This window comes from Paraburkholderia sp. J7 (assembly GCF_905220155.1).
Lineage (GTDB): Bacteria > Pseudomonadota > Gammaproteobacteria > Burkholderiales > Burkholderiaceae > Paraburkholderia.
Genome location: NZ_CAJMYZ010000001.1, coordinates 508,939 through 526,050, shown reverse-complemented (window position 1 = coordinate 526,050; position 17,112 = coordinate 508,939). Strand labels below are relative to the sequence as shown.

Here is a 17,112-nt window from a genome sequence, read left to right as displayed (position 1 = left end):
GTTGCGCTCGGTATTTTCCCTGGTCCAGCAACACGCAGGACAACCCTAATCGATTCCGCGGCCGTGCCGTTATACAAACAAAGCGGGGGTTGTTCACAAGAAAGAGCGAAGGGACCGGAAAATGGAAAAGCTGCTTGTAATCGCTGGAATCTGGACGATGTGCGCCATGTGCGCCGTATTTTTCATGCGCGGTGCGACGGCGCCGGATGAACGCCGCATGAGCTTGAAGCGCGCGGCGCATAGGGACGCGGCCGATACGGTCGGCCAGTAAGGAAGGAAACGGGAAGTCGATGCCGGGTGGCGCCGCTGTTGCCTTAGGGTGCACGTCAGCGGGGCCACGTCCGCGGCTAGATGTCGAGCGGATCGACTTCGAGATTCCAGCGCAGCACGCCGCGCAACGCGCGCAGCGCGGGCTGCCACGCGCGCAGCGTCGCCTGCAGCGCGGCGCGCGACTGGCTTTCCACGAGCAGTTGCGCGCGATGCACGTTCATCACCTTCACGATGGTGAGCGGCACCGCGTCGTAGGCCATGACGCGCTCGGCGCCCGGAATCGCGGCGAGCGCTTCTGCGGCTTGGGCAAGAAACGCCAGCGCGGCGTCCAGCGTGCGCCCTTCGGCGCGCAATAACGCCTGATAGACGAACGGCGGCAGGTGCGCATCGCGCCGCTCCGCGATCTGCGTATTCGCAAAACCCACATAGTCCTGGCGCGCCAGCGCGTGATAGAGCGCATGGCGCGGATAGCGCGTCTGCACGAGCACCTCGCCGGGCAGTCCGGCGCGACCCGCACGCCCGCTCACCTGCATCAGCTGCGCGAACAGGCGCTCGCTCGCCCGGAAATCGTGCGAGAAGAGCGCATTGTCGGCGTTCAGCACGCCAACTAGCGACACGCGCTGGAAGTCGTGCCCTTTGGCGATCATCTGCGTGCCCACCAGGATGTCGACTTCGCCCGCGTGCACGTCGGAGAAAAGCGCCTGCGCGCTGCCCTTGCGGCGCGTGCTGTCGGCGTCGATGCGCAGCACCCGCGCGCCCGGCACCGCACTCGCGAGCGCCTCCTCGATACGCTGCGTGCCGCGCCCCATGGGCGCGATGTCGACGTTGCCGCACTCGGGGCACGAATGCGGAATGCGCGATTCCCAGCCGCAGTGATGGCAGCGCAGCGCGCGCTCGGGCTTGTGCAGCACGACGTAGGCGCTGCAGCGCGGGCAACCCGCCACCCAGCCGCAGGCATCGCACGCGAGCGTGGGCGCGTAGCCGCGACGGTTCAGGAACACGAGGCTTTGTTCGCCGCGTTCGAGACGCGCCTTCATCGCCGCGACCAAAGGCCCGGAAAGCCCCTCGAACGAGGCTCGGCCGCGCCGGCGTTCCTCTTCGAGGTCGATCAGCTTGACGGTGGGCAGCACCGCGTCGGCAATGGCGCGGCGCGTGAGCGTGAGGCGCGTGTAGCGCCCCTGCTCGGCCTGCCACCAGCTTTCGAGCGACGGCGTGGCCGAGCCCAGCACGACCGGCACGCCGAGCTGCTTGGCGCGCCATACCGCAAGATCGCGCGCCGAGTAGCGCAGCCCTTCCTGCTGTTTGTAGGCGGGGTCGTGCTCCTCGTCGACCACGAGCATCCTGAGACGCGGCAGCGAGGCGAGCACCGCGAGCCGGGTGCCGAGCACGATGCGCGCGCGGCCCGTGTGCGCCGCAAGCCAGTTGCGGGCGCGCTCGCCTTCGGCCAGCCCACTGTGAAGCGTCACGATGGCGTCGCTCGCGAGCGTGGCCGCGAAGCGCGTGCGAAAGGCCGCCTCGAACTGCGGCGTGAGATTGATTTCGGGAACGAGCACGAGCGCCTGAGCGCCCGGATCGCGCTCGAGCAGCGCCGCGAGCGCGCGCAGATAGACTTCGGTCTTGCCGCTGCCCGTCACGCCATGCAACAGGAACGGTGCGAACCCGCTCGCCGCGCCGATCGCCTCCACGGCGTCGGCTTGCTCGTCGCTCAGGCGCGGGATCTCGACAGCGGCGGTAGCGTCTGCGGCGCTGCTAACCATGCTTGTGGCCGAGCCGAACTCGATGCATTCATGCTCGACCCAGCCAGCGTCGCACCAGGCTTCGAGTGTCGCGATCGCCTTGGGATGCAGCGCGCGCGCCGCGGCTGCGTCGAGTTCGCCCGCATCGGTTAGCGCCTGCGCGAGACGGCGCAGCGCCTGGGCGCGCGCCGGCAACGCGTCGGGCAGCGCGGCGCGCCCTTGCGGCAACAGCCGGTAGCGCTCCTCCGGGGCGAGGAGACGCGCCCAGCGCGACGGATCGCGCAACGCCTGAGGCAGCGCAGGCAACGCGACCTCGCCCAGGCCCCGCTGATAGTAGTCGGCGGCAAAGCCTGCCAGCGCGAGCCATTGCGCCGAAAGCGGCGGGCAGGCGGCGCACACCGCGCTCGCGTCACGGAGCTTGTTCGCGGGCACATCGCTGTGAGCGTTCACTTCGAAAATGAGGCCGACCACATCGCGGCGTCCAAACGGCACACGCACCAGCATGCCGGGTTCGGGCGCGGTATCGAGGCTATAGCGATAGTCGTAGAGCGCGTCCAGAGGATGGTCCAGCGCCACGCGCACGAACGGCCCTGTCATGCTGCGCTCCCAGGGAAGTTCCGTACGCTAGCGCACAGACACGCAAACCTAAAGTAATACTTGAGATTTCGCGCTAAGTTTTGGATTCCGCAGAACAATCGCGCCCCCGAATCTGCGCCTGTGGATAACTTTGTTGAGAACTCGCCGGGCGTCGTCGCAGGGCGCCCGCGCAGGCTCGTTATGTGGGATACCGCACAGAGCGCCGTGGAGCGGCGAAAGCCTTGTCTGTCAAGGGTCTGATTGATTCTGCTCAGACTTAAGCGGGCGCCTGCGACAACCTTTCCCTCTTGCGCGCCGCAACGAGGCAAGTGTGCATAAGTCAAGTCTTGACAGGACCGCAATGGCGTCTGGGTGGCCTCTTGAGCCCGGTCATACCCTGATGCCCGGAGCCCAGCTTGATGCGGCGCACCAAAATGTCACGCACCGGCTGCGCGAATCGCGCGGCTGTGACGATGCACTTCGTCCACGAGTTCAGCCACGCTTTCGGGCGGCGTGAACTGCGAAATGCCGTGACCGAGGTTGAACACGTGCCCCGGGTGCGCGCCAAAGCTGTCCAGTACCGCGCGCGCCTGCTCGCGAATCGCGGCAGGCGACGCGAACAGCACCGTGGGGTCGAGGTTGCCCTGCAGCGCCACGCGATCGCCCACGCGTTCGCGCGCGCGGCCAAGATTGACGGTCCAGTCGAGACCCACTGCGTCCACGCCCGTGTTGGCGATTTCATCGAGCCAGAGGCCGCCGCCCTTCGTGAACGTGATTACCGGCACGCGCTCGCCGTCGTGCTCGCGCTTGAGCTGCGCCACGACCTGCGCGATGTACGCGAGCGAAAAACGCTGATAGACGCCGTCCGCGAGCGCGCCGCCCCAGGTGTCGAAAATCATCACGGCCTGCGCGCCTGCTTCGATCTGCGCGTTCAGGTAAGCCGCCACGGCCTGCGCGTTGACTTCGAGAATGCGCTGCATGAGGTCCGGGCGCGCGTACAGCATCGACTTCACCGTGCGGAAGTCGTCCGAGCCGCCGCCCTCGACCATGTAGCACGCGAGCGTCCACGGGCTGCCTGAGAAGCCGATGAGCGGCACGCGCTGGCGCCCTTGCGCATTGGTGAGCGCGCGGCGAATTTCGCGCACGGCGTCGGTCACATAGCCGAGCGTCGCGCCGATGTCCGGCACGGCGAGGCGCGCCACGTCTTCTTCGGTGCGCACGGGGTGCGCAAACTTCGGCCCTTCGCCCGCCTGAAACGAGAGGCCTAGGCCCATTGCATCCGGGATCGTCAGGATGTCGGAAAACAGGATCGCGGCATCGAGCGGATAGCGCTCGAGCGGCTGCAGCGTGACCTCGGTCGCGTAATCGGGATTCTTCGCGAGGCCGAGGAAGCTGCCCGCGCGGCTGCGCGTGGCGTTGTACTCCGGCAGATAGCGGCCTGCCTGGCGCATCAGCCAGATTGGCGTGTACTCGGTCGGCTGGCGCAGCAGCGCGCGCAGGAAGGTGTCGTTCAGGAGAGTGTGGGCCACGTGCTGGATGCGCGAAGTCGCGCCAAGGTTCGAAAGCGAGCGCCCATTTTACCGGAGCGGCCGCCGTGCCATACCGCTGATGGGCGGCATCAGAAAGCGCAATAACACCGAAGTATAGGTCCTTGCATACCCAGGTAAGTCCGCGCTTATCTGTCAGGGCAAGCGAGGACTATGATCAGACGGCTTTCTAAAAAATTACATCGATCAAAACCATAGAAGGAGACACGATGAAAAAAGTCGCCCTCGGCCTGACGATCGTTAGCGCCGTTTTGTTGAGCGCATGCGCCACGAGCCAATCGGCCGGCACGCCAACCAACGGTACGCAGGCCGCCGCTCCTGCCGCTAACGCTTCACGCCTCGATGAAATCCTCGCGCGCGGCACGCTGCGCGCCTGCACGACTGGCGACTACAAGCCCTACTCGTTCTACAGGCAGGACGGTACATTCGAAGGCATCGATATCGACATGACGGAGTCGCTCGCGAAGTCGCTCGGCGTGAAGGCCGAGTTCGTGAAGACGTCGTGGTCGAACCTCATGACCGACTTCCTCGCGAAGTGCGACATTGCGGTGGGTGGCGTCTCCACGACGCTCGATCGCCAGAAACGTGCGTTCTTCACCGATGCATATCAAGTCGACGGCAAGACACCAATCGTGCGCTGCGACGACGTCAAGAAGTACCAGACCGTTGCGCAGATCAATCAGCCTTCCGTGCGCGTGATCGTGAATCCGGGCGGCACGAACGAGCGCTTTGCGAAGCAGTTCTTGCCGCATGCGAACCTCATCATGTATCCGGACAACGTGACGATCTTCAAGCAGATCCTCGCAGGCAAGGCCGACGTGATGGTGACCGACGCTTCCGAGACGATGCTGCAGCAAAAGCTCAACCCGGGCCTGTGCTCCGTGCATCCCGACAAGCCGTTCCAGTATGGCGAGAAAGCGTGGATGGTGCCGCGCGGCGACGTGGTGTTCCAGCAGTATGTGGATCAGTGGCTGCATCTTGCGCGCGCGAGCGGCGAATATCAGGCAATCTCCGACAAGTGGCTGAAGTGACGTGTTGACCCGCGCCACGTTGTTATGGCCCTTCGAATTGCTACGATGAGTTGCAAGACGATGCCGTAACACGAGGCGCGCAAAGTTTGCATTTCGCGCATGCGAGCGATGTCGACGCATTGCGCATGTGCGCAACCGGTAATTCCGTACGAAGCGCGTCACGCGCAAAAGGCCCATGCTGTGGGCCTTTCTTCATGCGATACGAATCCTCTTGCGCGAACGGCGATTCGGGCTGTCAAACCGCCTCGGAAAATAGCGGTAAAAATGACTTCCGTAAAACGCTCAGGATGGCAAAAAGAGGCTCTAAGCCTTATCTGGCGGGCGTTACAACCTGAAACACTTTGTTACCGCGAAGCCATCTTAATTCGCCCACAATGGCCTTCAACGGTTTCAACACGGATGTGGCTCGGTGCCAGTGTGAGCGGACACAAAACACCTGCCGGTCGGCACTACGCCGAAGCCCTCTCGAGGGGCATCCTTGTTGGAGCCGTGACCGGCGTCGAAGACGTTTCATGACCCGGCTCCTCCTTTGGTCTCCTCGCGCTAACCCCGTAGCGTGTGGTTTTTAGCGGGCTCCAGGCCCGCTTTTTTTTCGCCTGTATGTTTCGTTATTCAACAGGCATCGTTACGCACCCACTCCCTCCACCGCCAGATAATCGTTCGGTTTCCCGATTATTTTTGCGCGCTCGCGCATCGCGCCGCGACGGGGTGATCTGTCCGCCGCGGCATGGCATCAAATCAGGCGTCAAGCCGTCTTCTGCTCGCTGATCTTGAGTTCGTCGATCATGCGCGCGCGCATCACGAACTTCTGCACCTTGCCTGTCACGGTCATCGGCAGCTCTTCGACGAAGCGGATGTACTTCGGGATCTTGTAGTGCGCAATTTGCCCCTGGCAGAACGCCTGAATGTCTTCCGCCGTTGCCACCTCGCCCGGCCGCAGCACGATCCACGCGCACACTTCCTCGCCGTACTTCGCATCGGGCACGCCGAATACCTGCGCCGATTGCACCTTCGGATGGCGGAACAGAAACTCCTCGATCTCGCGCGGATAGATGTTCTCTCCGCCGCGAATGAGCATGTCCTTCAAGCGGCCGACGATGTTGCAGTAGCCTTCGGCGTCGATCGTGGCGAGATCGCCCGTATGCATCCAGCCGTCGACGATCGACTCCGCCGTCTTCTCCTCATCGCCCCAGTAGCCCTGCATCACCGAATAACCCTTCGTACACAACTCGCCCGTTTCGCCCACAGGCACGGTGTTGCCGAGCGCATCGACGATCTTGACTTCGAGATGCGGCTGAATGCGGCCCACGGTGGTCGTGCGCTTGTCGAGCGGGTCGGTTGTCGAGCTTTGGAACGACACCGGGCTCGTTTCCGTCATGCCGTAGGCAATCGTGATTTCGGCGAGATGCATCTTCGACACTACGCGCTTCATCGTCTCGATCGGACAAGGCGAGCCGGCCATGATGCCCGTGCGCAGCTTCGAAAGATCGAAGCTCGCGAACTCCGGATGATCGAGTTCCGCGATGAACATGGTGGGTACGCCATGCAGTGCCGTGCAGCCCTCTTCCGAGACGGCTGCGAGCGTCGCGCGCGGATCGAAGGCCTCGCCAGGGAACACCATGTTCGCGCCCACCGAAACGCACGCGAGCACCGCGAGCACCATGCCGAAGCAGTGATAAAGCGGCACCGGAATGCAGAGCGAGTCTTCCTCCGTGAGGCGCATTGCCTGGGCGATGAAGCGCCCGTTGTTGAGCACGTTGCGGTGCGTGAGCGTCGCGCCCTTCGGATTGCCGGTCGTGCCGCTCGTGAACTGGATGTTGATCGCGTCGTCGGGCAATAGCGCCGCATCGATCGCGTCGAGCCACGCCGTGCCGTCGCGGGCAATGCGCTCGCGGCCCATCTCCACGAGTTCGCTGAAGCAGAGCATGCCGGGCGTGGCCGTGTCGCACATGCGCACGACCGCACGCAGCTCGGGCAGGCGCGCGGCCTGCAGCTGGCCGGGGGCAGCGGTCGCAAGCTCCGGCGCAAGTGTCTGCAGCATCTCCAGATACTTCGAGGTCTTGAAGCTCTCCGCAGAAACAATGGCCTTGCAACTCACCTTGTTCAGCGCGTATTCGAGTTCGGCGAGGCGATACGCGGGATTGATGTTGACGAGCACCGCGCCGATACGCGCGGTCGCAAACTGGGTGAGCAACCACTCGACGCGATTGGGCGACCAGATGCCAACGCGATCCCCCTTGACGATGCCGAGCTCGGCGAAACCTGCGGCGAGCACGTCCACTTCGGCGGCAAACTCACGCCAGTTCCAGCGAATGCCCTGCTCGCGGAACACCACGGCGGGCCGCTCGGGAAACCGCTTCGCCGTCTCCTGCAGGAAGGTGCCTAGGGTCGCGTCGCTGAGCGGCACGTCGATCGTGCCTCGCACGTATGAAAGCCCGTCTTTCGGCGCGATGAGCGGCTCATGTACACCGGGCGCTGCGGGCGCGCCTGCTGCGTCGATTGCCATGATGGCTGTCTCCTGGGGAGCATCACTCCCGCGTTTGAAATGAATTTGAAATCCATTGTGCCACCGGCTTTCCCGGGGGCGGCATCAAGTCTTACCCGCGGAGCACGCATCTGGGCCGGCCGCGAACGCATGATTTGGCATTACCTTTCCGTAAACGTCAAGTATGTCAGAGCGTTTTTGTCGACCACCGTGGCTCAGGGCATTTATGCCGCGTTTTTCATCGCGATACCATCGGGCCGTGCCCGTTCAGCTGCGCGCAAATGCAAAAAGGGCTCCCCGATTGGGGAGCCCTTTTTGCTTCGGACTACGCGCCGCAAAGGCGCGTGTACGAGAACCAATTAATGCTGGTTCATCTTGCGCAGGCGCTGGATCGCCGCGAGCTGCGCGACCGCGTAGGCCAGTTCGGCCTGGGCAGTGGCGTACTCGAGGTTCGAGCCGGCGTTCTGCAGCGTCTCTTCAGCGCGCTTGCGCGCTTCCGTGGCCTTCGCCTCGTCGAGGTCCTTGCCGCGGATCGCCGTGTCAGCGAGCACCGTGACGGCGCCCGGCTGCACTTCGAGAATGCCGCCTGCGACGAACACGAACTCTTCACCGCCATCTTCCGCCACGATGCGCACGGCACCCGGACGAATACGCGTGATGAGCGGCGTGTGGCCCGGCAGAATGCCCAGCTCGCCCGCCTCGCCCGGAAGCGCGACGAACTTCGCCTGGCCGTCGAAGATGTTCTCTTCGGCGCTGACGACGTCTACCTTGATGGTTGCTGCCATATGTGTCGACTCCTGTGAATTGGTTGCGGCGGCGGATAAGTCACACGTGACTTATCCGCCCGTTGGCAACTCAACCCTTACTGGATCTTCTTGGCCTTTTCGAAGGCTTCGTCGATCGTGCCGACCATGTAGAACGCCTGCTCCGGCAGGTGATCGCACTCGCCGCCGACGATCATCTTGAAGCCGCGGATCGTTTCCTTCAGCGGCACGTACTTGCCCGGCGAGCCCGTGAAGACTTCCGCGACGTGGAACGGCTGCGAGAGGAAACGCTGGATCTTGCGTGCGCGGGCGACCGACAGCTTGTCTTCCGGCGACAGTTCGTCCATGCCCAGAATTGCGATGATGTCGCGCAGTTCCTTGTAGCGCTGCAGCGTTTGCTGCACGCCACGCGTGATCGAGTAGTGCTCTTCGCCAATCACGTTCGGGTCGATCTGACGCGAGGTCGAGTCGAGCGGATCGACTGCCGGGTAGATACCCAGCGAAGCGATGTCACGCGACAGCACGACGGTTGCGTCAAGGTGGCCGAAGGTCGTAGCCGGCGACGGGTCGGTCAAGTCGTCCGCAGGGACGTACACGGCCTGAACCGACGTAATCGAGCCCTTCTTGGTCGACGTGATGCGCTCTTGCAGCTTGCCCATTTCTTCAGCCAGCGTCGGCTGATAGCCCACTGCCGAAGGCATACGGCCAAGCAGTGCCGACACTTCGGTACCGGCCAGCGTGAAACGGTAGATGTTGTCGACGAAGAACAGGACGTCGAGGCCTTCGTCACGGAAGTACTCGGCCATCGTGAGGCCCGTCAGCGCGACGCGCAGACGGTTGCCCGGCGGCTCGTTCATCTGGCCGTACACCAGCGCGACCTTGTCGAGAACGTTCGAGTCCTTCATTTCGTGGTAGAAGTCGTTGCCCTCACGGGTACGCTCGCCCACGCCCGCGAACACGGAGAAACCGCCGTGTTCCTTAGCGATGTTGTTGATGAGCTCCATCATGTTGACGGTCTTGCCCACACCTGCACCACCGAACAGACCGACCTTGCCGCCCTTTGCGAACGGGCAGATCAGGTCGATAACCTTGATGCCGGTTTCGAGCAGTTCCGCCGAAGGCGACAGATCTTCGAACGCCGGAGCCTTCTGGTGGATCGCGCGCGTGTTTTCGCTAACGATCGGACCGGCTTCGTCGATCGGACGGCCCAGCACGTCCATGATGCGGCCAAGCGTCGGCTTGCCGACCGGCACGCTGATGGGCTTGCCCGTGTTCTTCACCACGGTGCCGCGGCGCAGACCGTCCGAAGCACCCAGACAGATGGTACGGACAACGCCGTCACCCAGCTGCTGCTGCACTTCGAGGGTCAGGTCCGACCCTTCGAGAATCAGCGCGTCGTAGATCTTCGGCATGGTCTCGCGCGGGAATTCCACGTCGATCACCGCGCCGATGCACTGTACGATCTTGCCTTCTACCAAAGCAGTTGTACTCATCGATTTTCCTTTAGATACCTGAATTCTTCACTCGCTCACCGGTTCAACACCGGCGCGGTTTCGCAATCGGTTCGCGACTATCAGACGGCTGCTGCGCCGCCGACGATTTCCGAAAGTTCCTTCGTAATCGCGGCCTGGCGGCTCTTGTTGTACGAGAGCTGCAGTTCGTTGATGACCGTCTTCGCGTTGTCCGACGCCGCCTTCATCGCCACCATACGGGCCGACTGCTCCGAAGCCATGTTTTCCGCCACGGCCTGATAGACCAGGGCTTCGACATAGCGCACCAGCAGTTCGTCCACGACGGTTTGCGCGTCCGGCTCGTAGATGTAGTCCCACGCCGACTTCGGCGTCGTGCCGTCGTCGTTCGCTTCGAGACGCTCGGCCGACAGCGGCAGCAGTTGCTCGATCACAGGCTCCTGCTTCATCGTGTTGACGAAGCGCGTGTACGCGAGGTACACGGCGGAAAGCTTGCCTTCCGAGTACTGGTCGAGCTGCACCTTGATCGCGCCGATCAGCTTTTCGAGGTGCGGCGTGTCGCCGAGTTGCACAACGTTCGAGACGACCTTCGCGCGCAGACGGTTCAGGAAACCGAGGCCCTTGCTGCCGATCGCAGTTGCTTCGATCGACGTGCCGGATGCTTCCAGATCCTTGATCTTCTGCAGCGTCGCGCGCAGCACGTTAGTGTTCATCCCGCCGCACAGACCCTTGTCGGTCGTGACGAGAATCACGCCTGCGACCTTCGCACCGGTGTTTTCCACCATGAACGGGTGGCGGTACTCGGGGTTCGCACGGCTCATGTGCGCAGCGATGTCGCGGACCTTGTCGGCATACGGGCGGGCGGCGCGCATGCGCTCCTGGGCACGGCGCATTTTCGACGCCGCGACCATTTCCATCGCCTTGGTGATCTTGCGCGTGTTTTGCACGCTCTTGATCTTGCCGCGAATTTCCTTCATTCCAGCCATTGCTTGCTCCTTTGTCGACCCGAGTCAGCGCTTGCACGCTTACCCGGGTCCCAGTCCGATTATCTAGATTGATTCCCGGACGGATCAGTATGCGCCGGACTTCTTGAAGTCCTTGAGAGCCGCGTGGAGCGCGTTCTCGTCGTCCTTCGAAAGGTCCTTCTTGTCCTCGATGCGCGCGACGAGGTCAGCGTGCTTCGACTTCAGGTATTCGCGCAGGCCCTTTTCGAACGGCAGGACGTCCTTGACGTCGATGTCGTCGAGGTAGCCGTTGTTCGCCGAGAACAGCGCAACAGCCAGTTCCCACACTTGCAGCGGCTGATACTGCGGCTGCTTGAGCAGTTCCGTCACGCGGCGGCCGCGCTCGAGCTGCTTGCGGGTCGCTTCGTCGAGGTCCGATGCGAACTGGGCGAATGCAGCCAGTTCACGGTACTGCGCGAGGTCGGTACGGATACCGCCCGACAGCTTCTTCACGACCTTCGTTTGAGCCGCGCCACCCACACGCGACACCGAAACGCCGGCGTTGATTGCCGGGCGGATGCCTGCGTTGAAGAGGTCGGTTTCCAGGAAGATCTGACCGTCGGTAATCGAGATCACGTTCGTCGGAACGAATGCGGTCACGTCGCCGGCTTGCGTTTCGATGATCGGCAGTGCGGTGAGCGAACCCGTCTTGCCCTTCACTTCGCCGTTCGTGAACTTCTCGACGTAGTCGGCCGACACGCGTGCAGCGCGCTCGAGCAGACGCGAGTGGAGATAGAACACGTCGCCGGGGTAAGCTTCACGGCCCGGCGGGCGGCGCAGCAGCAGCGAGATCTGACGGTATGCCCAGGCTTGCTTGGTCAAGTCGTCATAAATGATCAGGGCGTCTTGACCGCGGTCGCGGAAGTATTCGCCCATCGTGCAGCCGGCGTACGGCGCGAGGTACTGCAGCGCGGCCGATTCCGAAGCCGAAGCGGCGACGACGATCGTGTACTCGATCGCGCCCGTTTCTTCGAGCTTGCGCAGCACGTTCTGGATCGACGAAGCCTTCTGACCGATGGCAACGTAGATACAGATCAGGTCCTTGCCCTTCTGGTTGATGATCGTGTCGACGGCCACTGCGGTCTTGCCGCACTGACGGTCGCCGATGATCAGCTCACGCTGGCCACGGCCGATCGGCACCATCGAGTCGATCGACTTCAGACCCGTTTGCACCGGCTGCGACACGCCTTCACGCCAGATCACGCCCGGAGCGATCTTTTCGATCGCGTCGGTCATCTTGGCGTTGACCGGGCCCTTGCCGTCGATCGGGTTGCCGAGGGGATCGACCACGCGGCCGATCAGTTCCGGGCCCACCGGCACTTCGAGAATGCGGCCCGTCGTCTTGACGATGTCGCCTTCCGAGATGTGCTCGTACTCGCCGAGAATCACGGCGCCGACCGAGTCGCGCTCGAGGTTGAGCGCGAGGCCGAAGGTGTTGCCCGGGAATTCGAGCATTTCGCCCTGCATCACGTCCGACAGGCCGTGGATACGCACGATACCGTCGGTCACGGAGATCACGGTGCCCTGGTTGCGAACGTCGGCGCTCGCTTCAAGGCCCTGGATCCGGCTCTTGATCAGCTCACTGATCTCAGAGGGATTGAGTTGCATTATTCGCTCCTGATGTTCAATTCTGTTGCGTGCCAGCCGCCGCGCCCGATTTTTGTAATCGAGGCGCTCAGGCGGTCAACGCCGCCTGCATGCTGGCGAGCCGCGCGCGGACCGAGGTATCGAGCACTTCGTCGCCGACCGTGACGCGCACGCCGCCGATGAGCGAGTTGTCGATCTCGACGGTCGGCTTCAGCTTGCATTTGAACTTGCGTTCGAGGCTGGCGACGAGGTCGTTCAACTGTGCGCCTTCGAGCGGGAACGCGCTGACGATCACTGCGTCAGCAGCACCTGCCTTGGCGTTCTTGAGCGCTTCGAACTGCGTCTGGATTTCCGGCAGCAGCGCCAGGCGATGATTCTCGATCAGCATCTGCACGAGGTTCTTCACCTCGGCCGATTCCTTGACCGGCGACTTCACCGCCGCGAGCAGCAGCTCGACGACCTGGGCATGGCTCACCTTCGGGCTCGTCGCGACCGACTGCACCTCGGGCAAGGCCGCAACCTGTGCCAGCTCCGAAACGAGCGTGGACCAGGCGGCGGTGTCACCAGCTTCGGCCACGCCAAACAGGGCTTCTGCGTACGGGCGGGCGATGGTTGCAAGTTCGGCCATGATCAGAGCTCGGCTTTCAGTTGATTCAGCAGTTCGGCGTGGGCCGACTGATCGACTTCGCGCTTCAGGATCTGCTCGGCGCCTTGCACAGCGAGTGCCGCGACTTCGGAACGCAGTGCTTCGCGCGCCTTGACGACCTGCTGGTCGGCGTCGGCTTTCGCTTGAGCGATGATGCGTGCCGCTTCGGCGTGTGCCTGGGCCTTGATTTCTTCTGCGACGGCCAGCGCGCGCTTTTCGGCGTCGGCGATACGGCTTTGACCCTCGTTACGGGCCGTGGCGAGCTCTTCGCCGACGCGCTTGTGCGCCGCTTCGAGTTCCGCCTTGCCCTTTTCCGCAGCGGCCAGGCCGTCTGCGATCTTCTTCGAGCGCTCGTCGAGGGCGTTGATCAACGGCGGCCACACGAACTTCATCGTGAACCACGCGAGGATCAGGAACACGACCATTTGCGCAAACAGGGTTGCGTTGAGATTCACGGTGTTTCCTTAATCGTTGCTATTCCGGGGAATTGAAACGGCAAGGCGCTCATCGGTTGTGAAACTCGATCAGCGCCTCGTCTCCCGTTCCGCCATGCGCCCACTACCCGTTATAGGTCAGGCGCAACCTTCCAGGGAACTTAGCCCGCGAGCTTCGAGAGCAGCGGGTTAGCGAACGCGAACAGCATTGCAACACCCACGCCGATCAGGAACGCTGCATCGATCAGACCAGCCAGCAGGAACATCTTCGTCTGCAGCGGGTTCATCAGTTCAGGCTGACGTGCGCAGGCTTCGATGTACTTGCCGCCCATCAGGCCGATACCGATACAGGCGCCGATTGCACCCAGGCCGATGATGATGCCGATACCGATGGCCGTGAAACCCTGGATGTTGGCGATGAAAGCTTGCATGATCACTCCTTTGTGAGATTTTCTGGAACTGGGGATTTAAAACTGCAAATCTGGTTTGACGAGCACTTAGTGCTTGTCGTGTGCCTGGCCGATGTACACCAGCGTCAGCATCATGAAAATGAACGCCTGCAGCAGAACGATCAGGATGTGGAAGATCGCCCAGACGCTGCCCGCAATCACGTGGCCGATGAAGCCAAGCACCGTCGTGTCCGCGCCGAAGCTCCACAGACCGCCCAGCAGCGCGATCAGCAGGAACAGCAGCTCGCCTGCATACATGTTGCCGAACAACCGCAGGGCGAGCGAAACCGTCTTGGCGACGAACTCGATGATGTTCAGTGCAAGGTTCGGGATCCACAGCAGCGGATGCGCGCCGAACGGGGCCGAGAGCAGTTCGTGTGCGAAGCCGCCAGGACCCTTGATCTTGAGGTTGTAGTAAATCATCAGCACGAACACGCCGAGCGCGATGCCGAACGTGCCGTTGAGGTCGGCCGTCGGAACGATGCGCTGGTGCGGCAGCACTTCGGACAGGCCGAGCCAGCCGATCACGCGCGTGGGCAGGTCGACCGGAATGAAGTCGAGCGAGTTCATGAGCGCGACCCAGATGAACACGGTCAGCGCGAGCGGTGCGATGAATGCGCGGTTGCCATGGACGATGGACTTGGACTGGTCCTCGACCATCTCGACCAGCATTTCGATGGCGCACTGGAAGCGGCCCGGTACGCCCGGGGTCGCTTTGCGCGCTGCGAGGCGCAGGATGAGGATCGTCACGACGCCGCACAGGATCGACCAGAACAGCGTGTCGATGTTCCAGACGCTGAAGTCGACGATCGACGTCTGGTGCGAGGTCGCAAAGTTCTGCAAGTGGTGAGCAATGTACTCGGACGGACCCGGTCCGCTCGTTCCTTCGCTAGCTGCCATATCGTTAATGCCACCCAAATTGTCGAAAATCGTTTTCGGCCGCTCCCGCCGCAATACTGTATTGCGGGAACGCACCGCCGTGGATCGTGTCTTATCTGCTTCGCTTCGGCCGGCCGACTTCCACCTGCATCGCTTCGACGCCCTGAATTGAGGCGGCGCGATGTTGGTGGATCAGCGCCAGGCGAGCGCGATCCAATATGTCTTTAGTGCGATCAGGTACGTGACGAGCAAGGGAATCCACTGCACGTCGTGATACCAGAACGCGATGGCGACGAACATCGCAATCGTCGCCCCCATCTTGAAGGCTTCACCGAGCATCCAGTTCAGCACGGTGCCTGCACGACTCAACTGCTTGAGGCGCGCCGCGAACAGCGCACCAGGAAACCAGCAGATCGCTCCGCCCAGGAACGCCGACAACGCAGCACTGCCCGGCGGCTTATAAAACAGCCACCACGCCAACGTTGCAACCAGGGACAAAACCACTTGCGCCGCCACGACACGAAACGGCGTGACGCGCGATGGGCGACTCACCTGCGCGCCGAAGATCTGCTCGGCTTCGGCCCGGGTGAGCGGAACGATGTCGTTATTATCTTGCTGGCTGGCGTCCAGCTCATCCCAGCGCGCGTTGTGATCAACGCGTCCGGAATGTTTTGCCGCTGCGTCCTGCCCCCGGCTGGATGCTTCGACTTTGCCCGGCGGAACATCGGGCCCTTCATGCGCCTGCGGCGCTTCGTCTGGCCTCTGACCCACCATCGCTTTATTCCGGAAATTCGCCTGGCACGCTCTTTATTACAGCGCACTTACAGCATCGCCAACCAAATAAATCCGGGCGATTGTAAGCGATAGTTGCAGGCAATTCAAGACTTTAGGCCCTTCAATAACACCTGTGAAATGCGACTTCATGATGCGGGAAACGCGGCGCCGCGAAGGTGTGACCGGTAACTGTAAGGGACGAAGCGGCGATAAAATAATCGTCAGGATGACCTGGTAATTTCGGGACCATCTGACGCGCAAACCTGACTATGCGCAGGATGTGGGATGTGGCGGCGTCAGAACAGATGCAACAGCAGCGCGCCGCCTAGAAAGGCCGCGATCCAGAACGGCACGGCGATCAGGTGAAACGGCAGCCACACGCCGCGCTCGCCGGAAAGACGTACGGCGATAAGGTTTGCGAGCGAGCCGATGGCGACTCCGAAGCCACCGACGCTCACGCCGAACGCGAGCGCGCGCCAGTCGTGCGTGAAGCCCGCGAGCACAATGGCGGCGGGCACGTTGCTGATAGCCTGCGACAGCACCGCACCTGCGGCAAAAGCGCGCATAGGCGTTTGCAGCGACAACGACGTCAGTGCGTGATGAATGGCGGGCAGCGCGGCCACACTGCGCAGCACGATGAACATCAGCACGAAGATCAGCAGCAGCAGCCAGTCGATCTTGAGCACGATGCGAATGCGCCAGATCACGAAACCCGCCGCGACGGCGGCCAGCGCGACGCCTGCGTGGTGTGCATCGGCGAGCAGCACGAACGCGACGAAGAGCACGGCCGCGACGCTCGCCAGCGCGCGATCGACACGCTGCGGCGCGGCGTCTTTCGAGAGGTCGAGCGGCGTGGACTTGAAGAGAAATGCGGCGAGCAGGATCAGCATCGCCATGAGAAACGCGCAAAGCGGCGCGAGCCCCACGACGAATCGTCCGAACGACACCCCGCTCACCTGCCAGAGGAACAGATTCTGCGGATTGCCGAGCGGCGTGAGCACCGAGCCCGCGTTCACGGCAAGCGCAATGACGATCACGAGACGTTTGAGCGGCAGCGGTGTGAGCTGGTGAAGCGAAAGCACGAGCGGCACCACGACGAAAAGCGCCACGTCGTTGGTCACGATCATCGATAGCACTGCGGCCAGCACGACGAGCAGCAACGCGAGCCCGCGTTCCGAGTGAATGTGGTGGACGAGCTTGTGCGCAAGCCAGGTCAGCAGTCCTGAATATTCGATGCCCTTCGTCAGAATGAGCAGGCCCGCGAGCGTCATCACCGTTTGCCAGTCGACGAGTGCGGGCAACGAGGCGACGGGGCGCGGCGCGTAAATCTGCAACGCCACGAACGCCACGACAAGAATCGCGAGCACGGGCTCCGATGCAGCGAATGCGCCGATACGACGCAACAGGCTGAAGGGCTCGCGCGCGCCCTGCTCCGATTCACGCACCGGCTTTATGCGCCGG

At 62.8% G+C, this 17,112-nt stretch carries 14 protein-coding genes; 1 reads left to right on the top strand and 13 read right to left on the bottom strand.

The features are described 5' to 3' along the window. Positions 1 to 347: 347 nt before the first annotated feature. Both U5A58_RS02360 and hemE read right to left on the bottom strand, forming a co-directional pair. Positions 348 to 2,603 (bottom strand): primosomal protein N', encoded by a 2,256-nt coding sequence (locus U5A58_RS02360; protein WP_321960134.1) that lies wholly within the window; start codon positions 2,601 to 2,603, stop codon positions 348 to 350. Between the two features lie 416 nt (positions 2,604 to 3,019). Beyond that, positions 3,020 to 4,111 (bottom strand): uroporphyrinogen decarboxylase, encoded by a 1,092-nt coding sequence (gene hemE, locus U5A58_RS02355; protein WP_321907166.1) that lies wholly within the window; start codon positions 4,109 to 4,111, stop codon positions 3,020 to 3,022. Positions 4,112 to 4,338: 227 nt separating this feature from the next. On the opposite strand from hemE, the gene U5A58_RS02350 reads away from it, so the two are divergent. Further along, entirely contained in the window at positions 4,339 to 5,160 is an 822-nt protein-coding gene (locus U5A58_RS02350) for a transporter substrate-binding domain-containing protein (protein ID WP_321960133.1), read from the top strand. A gap of 745 nt (positions 5,161 to 5,905) precedes the next feature. Here U5A58_RS02350 and U5A58_RS02345 read toward each other — a convergent pair. The 11 genes from U5A58_RS02345 to U5A58_RS02295 form a co-directional block, all read right to left on the bottom strand. Continuing rightward, on the bottom strand, positions 5,906 to 7,666 hold the full coding sequence (locus tag U5A58_RS02345) for an AMP-binding protein (protein WP_321960132.1): 1,761 nt from the start codon (positions 7,664 to 7,666) through the stop codon (positions 5,906 to 5,908). Positions 7,667 to 8,004: 338 nt separating this feature from the next. Beyond that, positions 8,005 to 8,430: a F0F1 ATP synthase subunit epsilon gene (locus U5A58_RS02340; RefSeq protein ID WP_158758930.1), complete on the bottom strand. Its 426-nt coding sequence runs from the start codon at positions 8,428 to 8,430 to the stop codon at positions 8,005 to 8,007. Between the two features lie 77 nt (positions 8,431 to 8,507). After that, on the bottom strand, positions 8,508 to 9,902 hold the full coding sequence (atpD, locus tag U5A58_RS02335; protein ID WP_321907171.1) for a F0F1 ATP synthase subunit beta: 1,395 nt from the start codon (positions 9,900 to 9,902) through the stop codon (positions 8,508 to 8,510). Positions 9,903 to 9,982: 80 nt separating this feature from the next. Beyond that, complete coding sequence (gene atpG / locus U5A58_RS02330) at positions 9,983 to 10,864, bottom strand: F0F1 ATP synthase subunit gamma (protein ID WP_233883441.1); 882 nt, start codon at positions 10,862 to 10,864, stop codon at positions 9,983 to 9,985. A gap of 84 nt (positions 10,865 to 10,948) precedes the next feature. Continuing rightward, positions 10,949 to 12,490 carry a F0F1 ATP synthase subunit alpha gene (atpA, locus tag U5A58_RS02325; protein WP_069264448.1) on the bottom strand — a complete coding sequence of 514 codons (1,542 nt, stop codon included), beginning with the start codon at positions 12,488 to 12,490 and terminating at the stop codon, positions 10,949 to 10,951. Between the two features lie 67 nt (positions 12,491 to 12,557). After that, the gene (locus U5A58_RS02320) at positions 12,558 to 13,097 is read right to left on the bottom strand and encodes a F0F1 ATP synthase subunit delta (RefSeq protein ID WP_158758934.1); all 540 of its coding nucleotides are present in this window, start codon (positions 13,095 to 13,097) and stop codon (positions 12,558 to 12,560) included. 2 nt (positions 13,098 to 13,099) lie between these two features. Beyond that, on the bottom strand, positions 13,100 to 13,570 hold the full coding sequence (locus U5A58_RS02315; protein ID WP_133183351.1) for a F0F1 ATP synthase subunit B: 471 nt from the start codon (positions 13,568 to 13,570) through the stop codon (positions 13,100 to 13,102). 140 nt (positions 13,571 to 13,710) lie between these two features. Continuing rightward, positions 13,711 to 13,980 carry a F0F1 ATP synthase subunit C gene (gene atpE, locus U5A58_RS02310; protein ID WP_028203308.1) on the bottom strand — a complete coding sequence of 90 codons (270 nt, stop codon included), beginning with the start codon at positions 13,978 to 13,980 and terminating at the stop codon, positions 13,711 to 13,713. Between the two features lie 66 nt (positions 13,981 to 14,046). Next, a complete protein-coding gene (gene atpB, locus U5A58_RS02305) occupies positions 14,047 to 14,898 on the bottom strand; it encodes a F0F1 ATP synthase subunit A (protein WP_042265988.1) in 852 nt (283 codons plus the stop codon). 171 nt (positions 14,899 to 15,069) lie between these two features. After that, on the bottom strand, positions 15,070 to 15,651 hold the full coding sequence (locus U5A58_RS02300; protein ID WP_321960131.1) for an ATP synthase subunit I: 582 nt from the start codon (positions 15,649 to 15,651) through the stop codon (positions 15,070 to 15,072). Positions 15,652 to 15,947: 296 nt separating this feature from the next. Beyond that, complete coding sequence (locus U5A58_RS02295; protein WP_415774152.1) at positions 15,948 to 17,096, bottom strand: SLC13 family permease; 1,149 nt, start codon at positions 17,094 to 17,096, stop codon at positions 15,948 to 15,950. Positions 17,097 to 17,112: the final 16 nt, after the last annotated feature.

Coding starts and splice junctions, on each gene's coding strand:
- atpG (WP_233883441.1), bottom strand. CDS start 10,864: ATGGCTGGAATGAAGGAAATTCGCGGCAAGATCAAGAGCGTGCAAAAC.
- atpE (WP_028203308.1), bottom strand. CDS start 13,980: ATGCAAGCTTTCATCGCCAACATCCAGGGTTTCACGGCCATCGGTATC.
- atpA (WP_069264448.1), bottom strand. CDS start 12,490: ATGCAACTCAATCCCTCTGAGATCAGTGAGCTGATCAAGAGCCGGATC.
- atpB (WP_042265988.1), bottom strand. CDS start 14,898: ATGGCAGCTAGCGAAGGAACGAGCGGACCGGGTCCGTCCGAGTACATT.
- U5A58_RS02300 (WP_321960131.1), bottom strand. CDS start 15,651: ATGGTGGGTCAGAGGCCAGACGAAGCGCCGCAGGCGCATGAAGGGCCC.
- U5A58_RS02340 (WP_158758930.1), bottom strand. CDS start 8,430: ATGGCAGCAACCATCAAGGTAGACGTCGTCAGCGCCGAAGAGAACATC.
- U5A58_RS02345 (WP_321960132.1), bottom strand. CDS start 7,666: ATGGCAATCGACGCAGCAGGCGCGCCCGCAGCGCCCGGTGTACATGAG.
- U5A58_RS02360 (WP_321960134.1), bottom strand. CDS start 2,603: ATGACAGGGCCGTTCGTGCGCGTGGCGCTGGACCATCCTCTGGACGCG.
- U5A58_RS02350 (WP_321960133.1), top strand. CDS start 4,339: ATGAAAAAAGTCGCCCTCGGCCTGACGATCGTTAGCGCCGTTTTGTTG.
- atpD (WP_321907171.1), bottom strand. CDS start 9,902: ATGAGTACAACTGCTTTGGTAGAAGGCAAGATCGTACAGTGCATCGGC.
- U5A58_RS02320 (WP_158758934.1), bottom strand. CDS start 13,097: ATGGCCGAACTTGCAACCATCGCCCGCCCGTACGCAGAAGCCCTGTTT.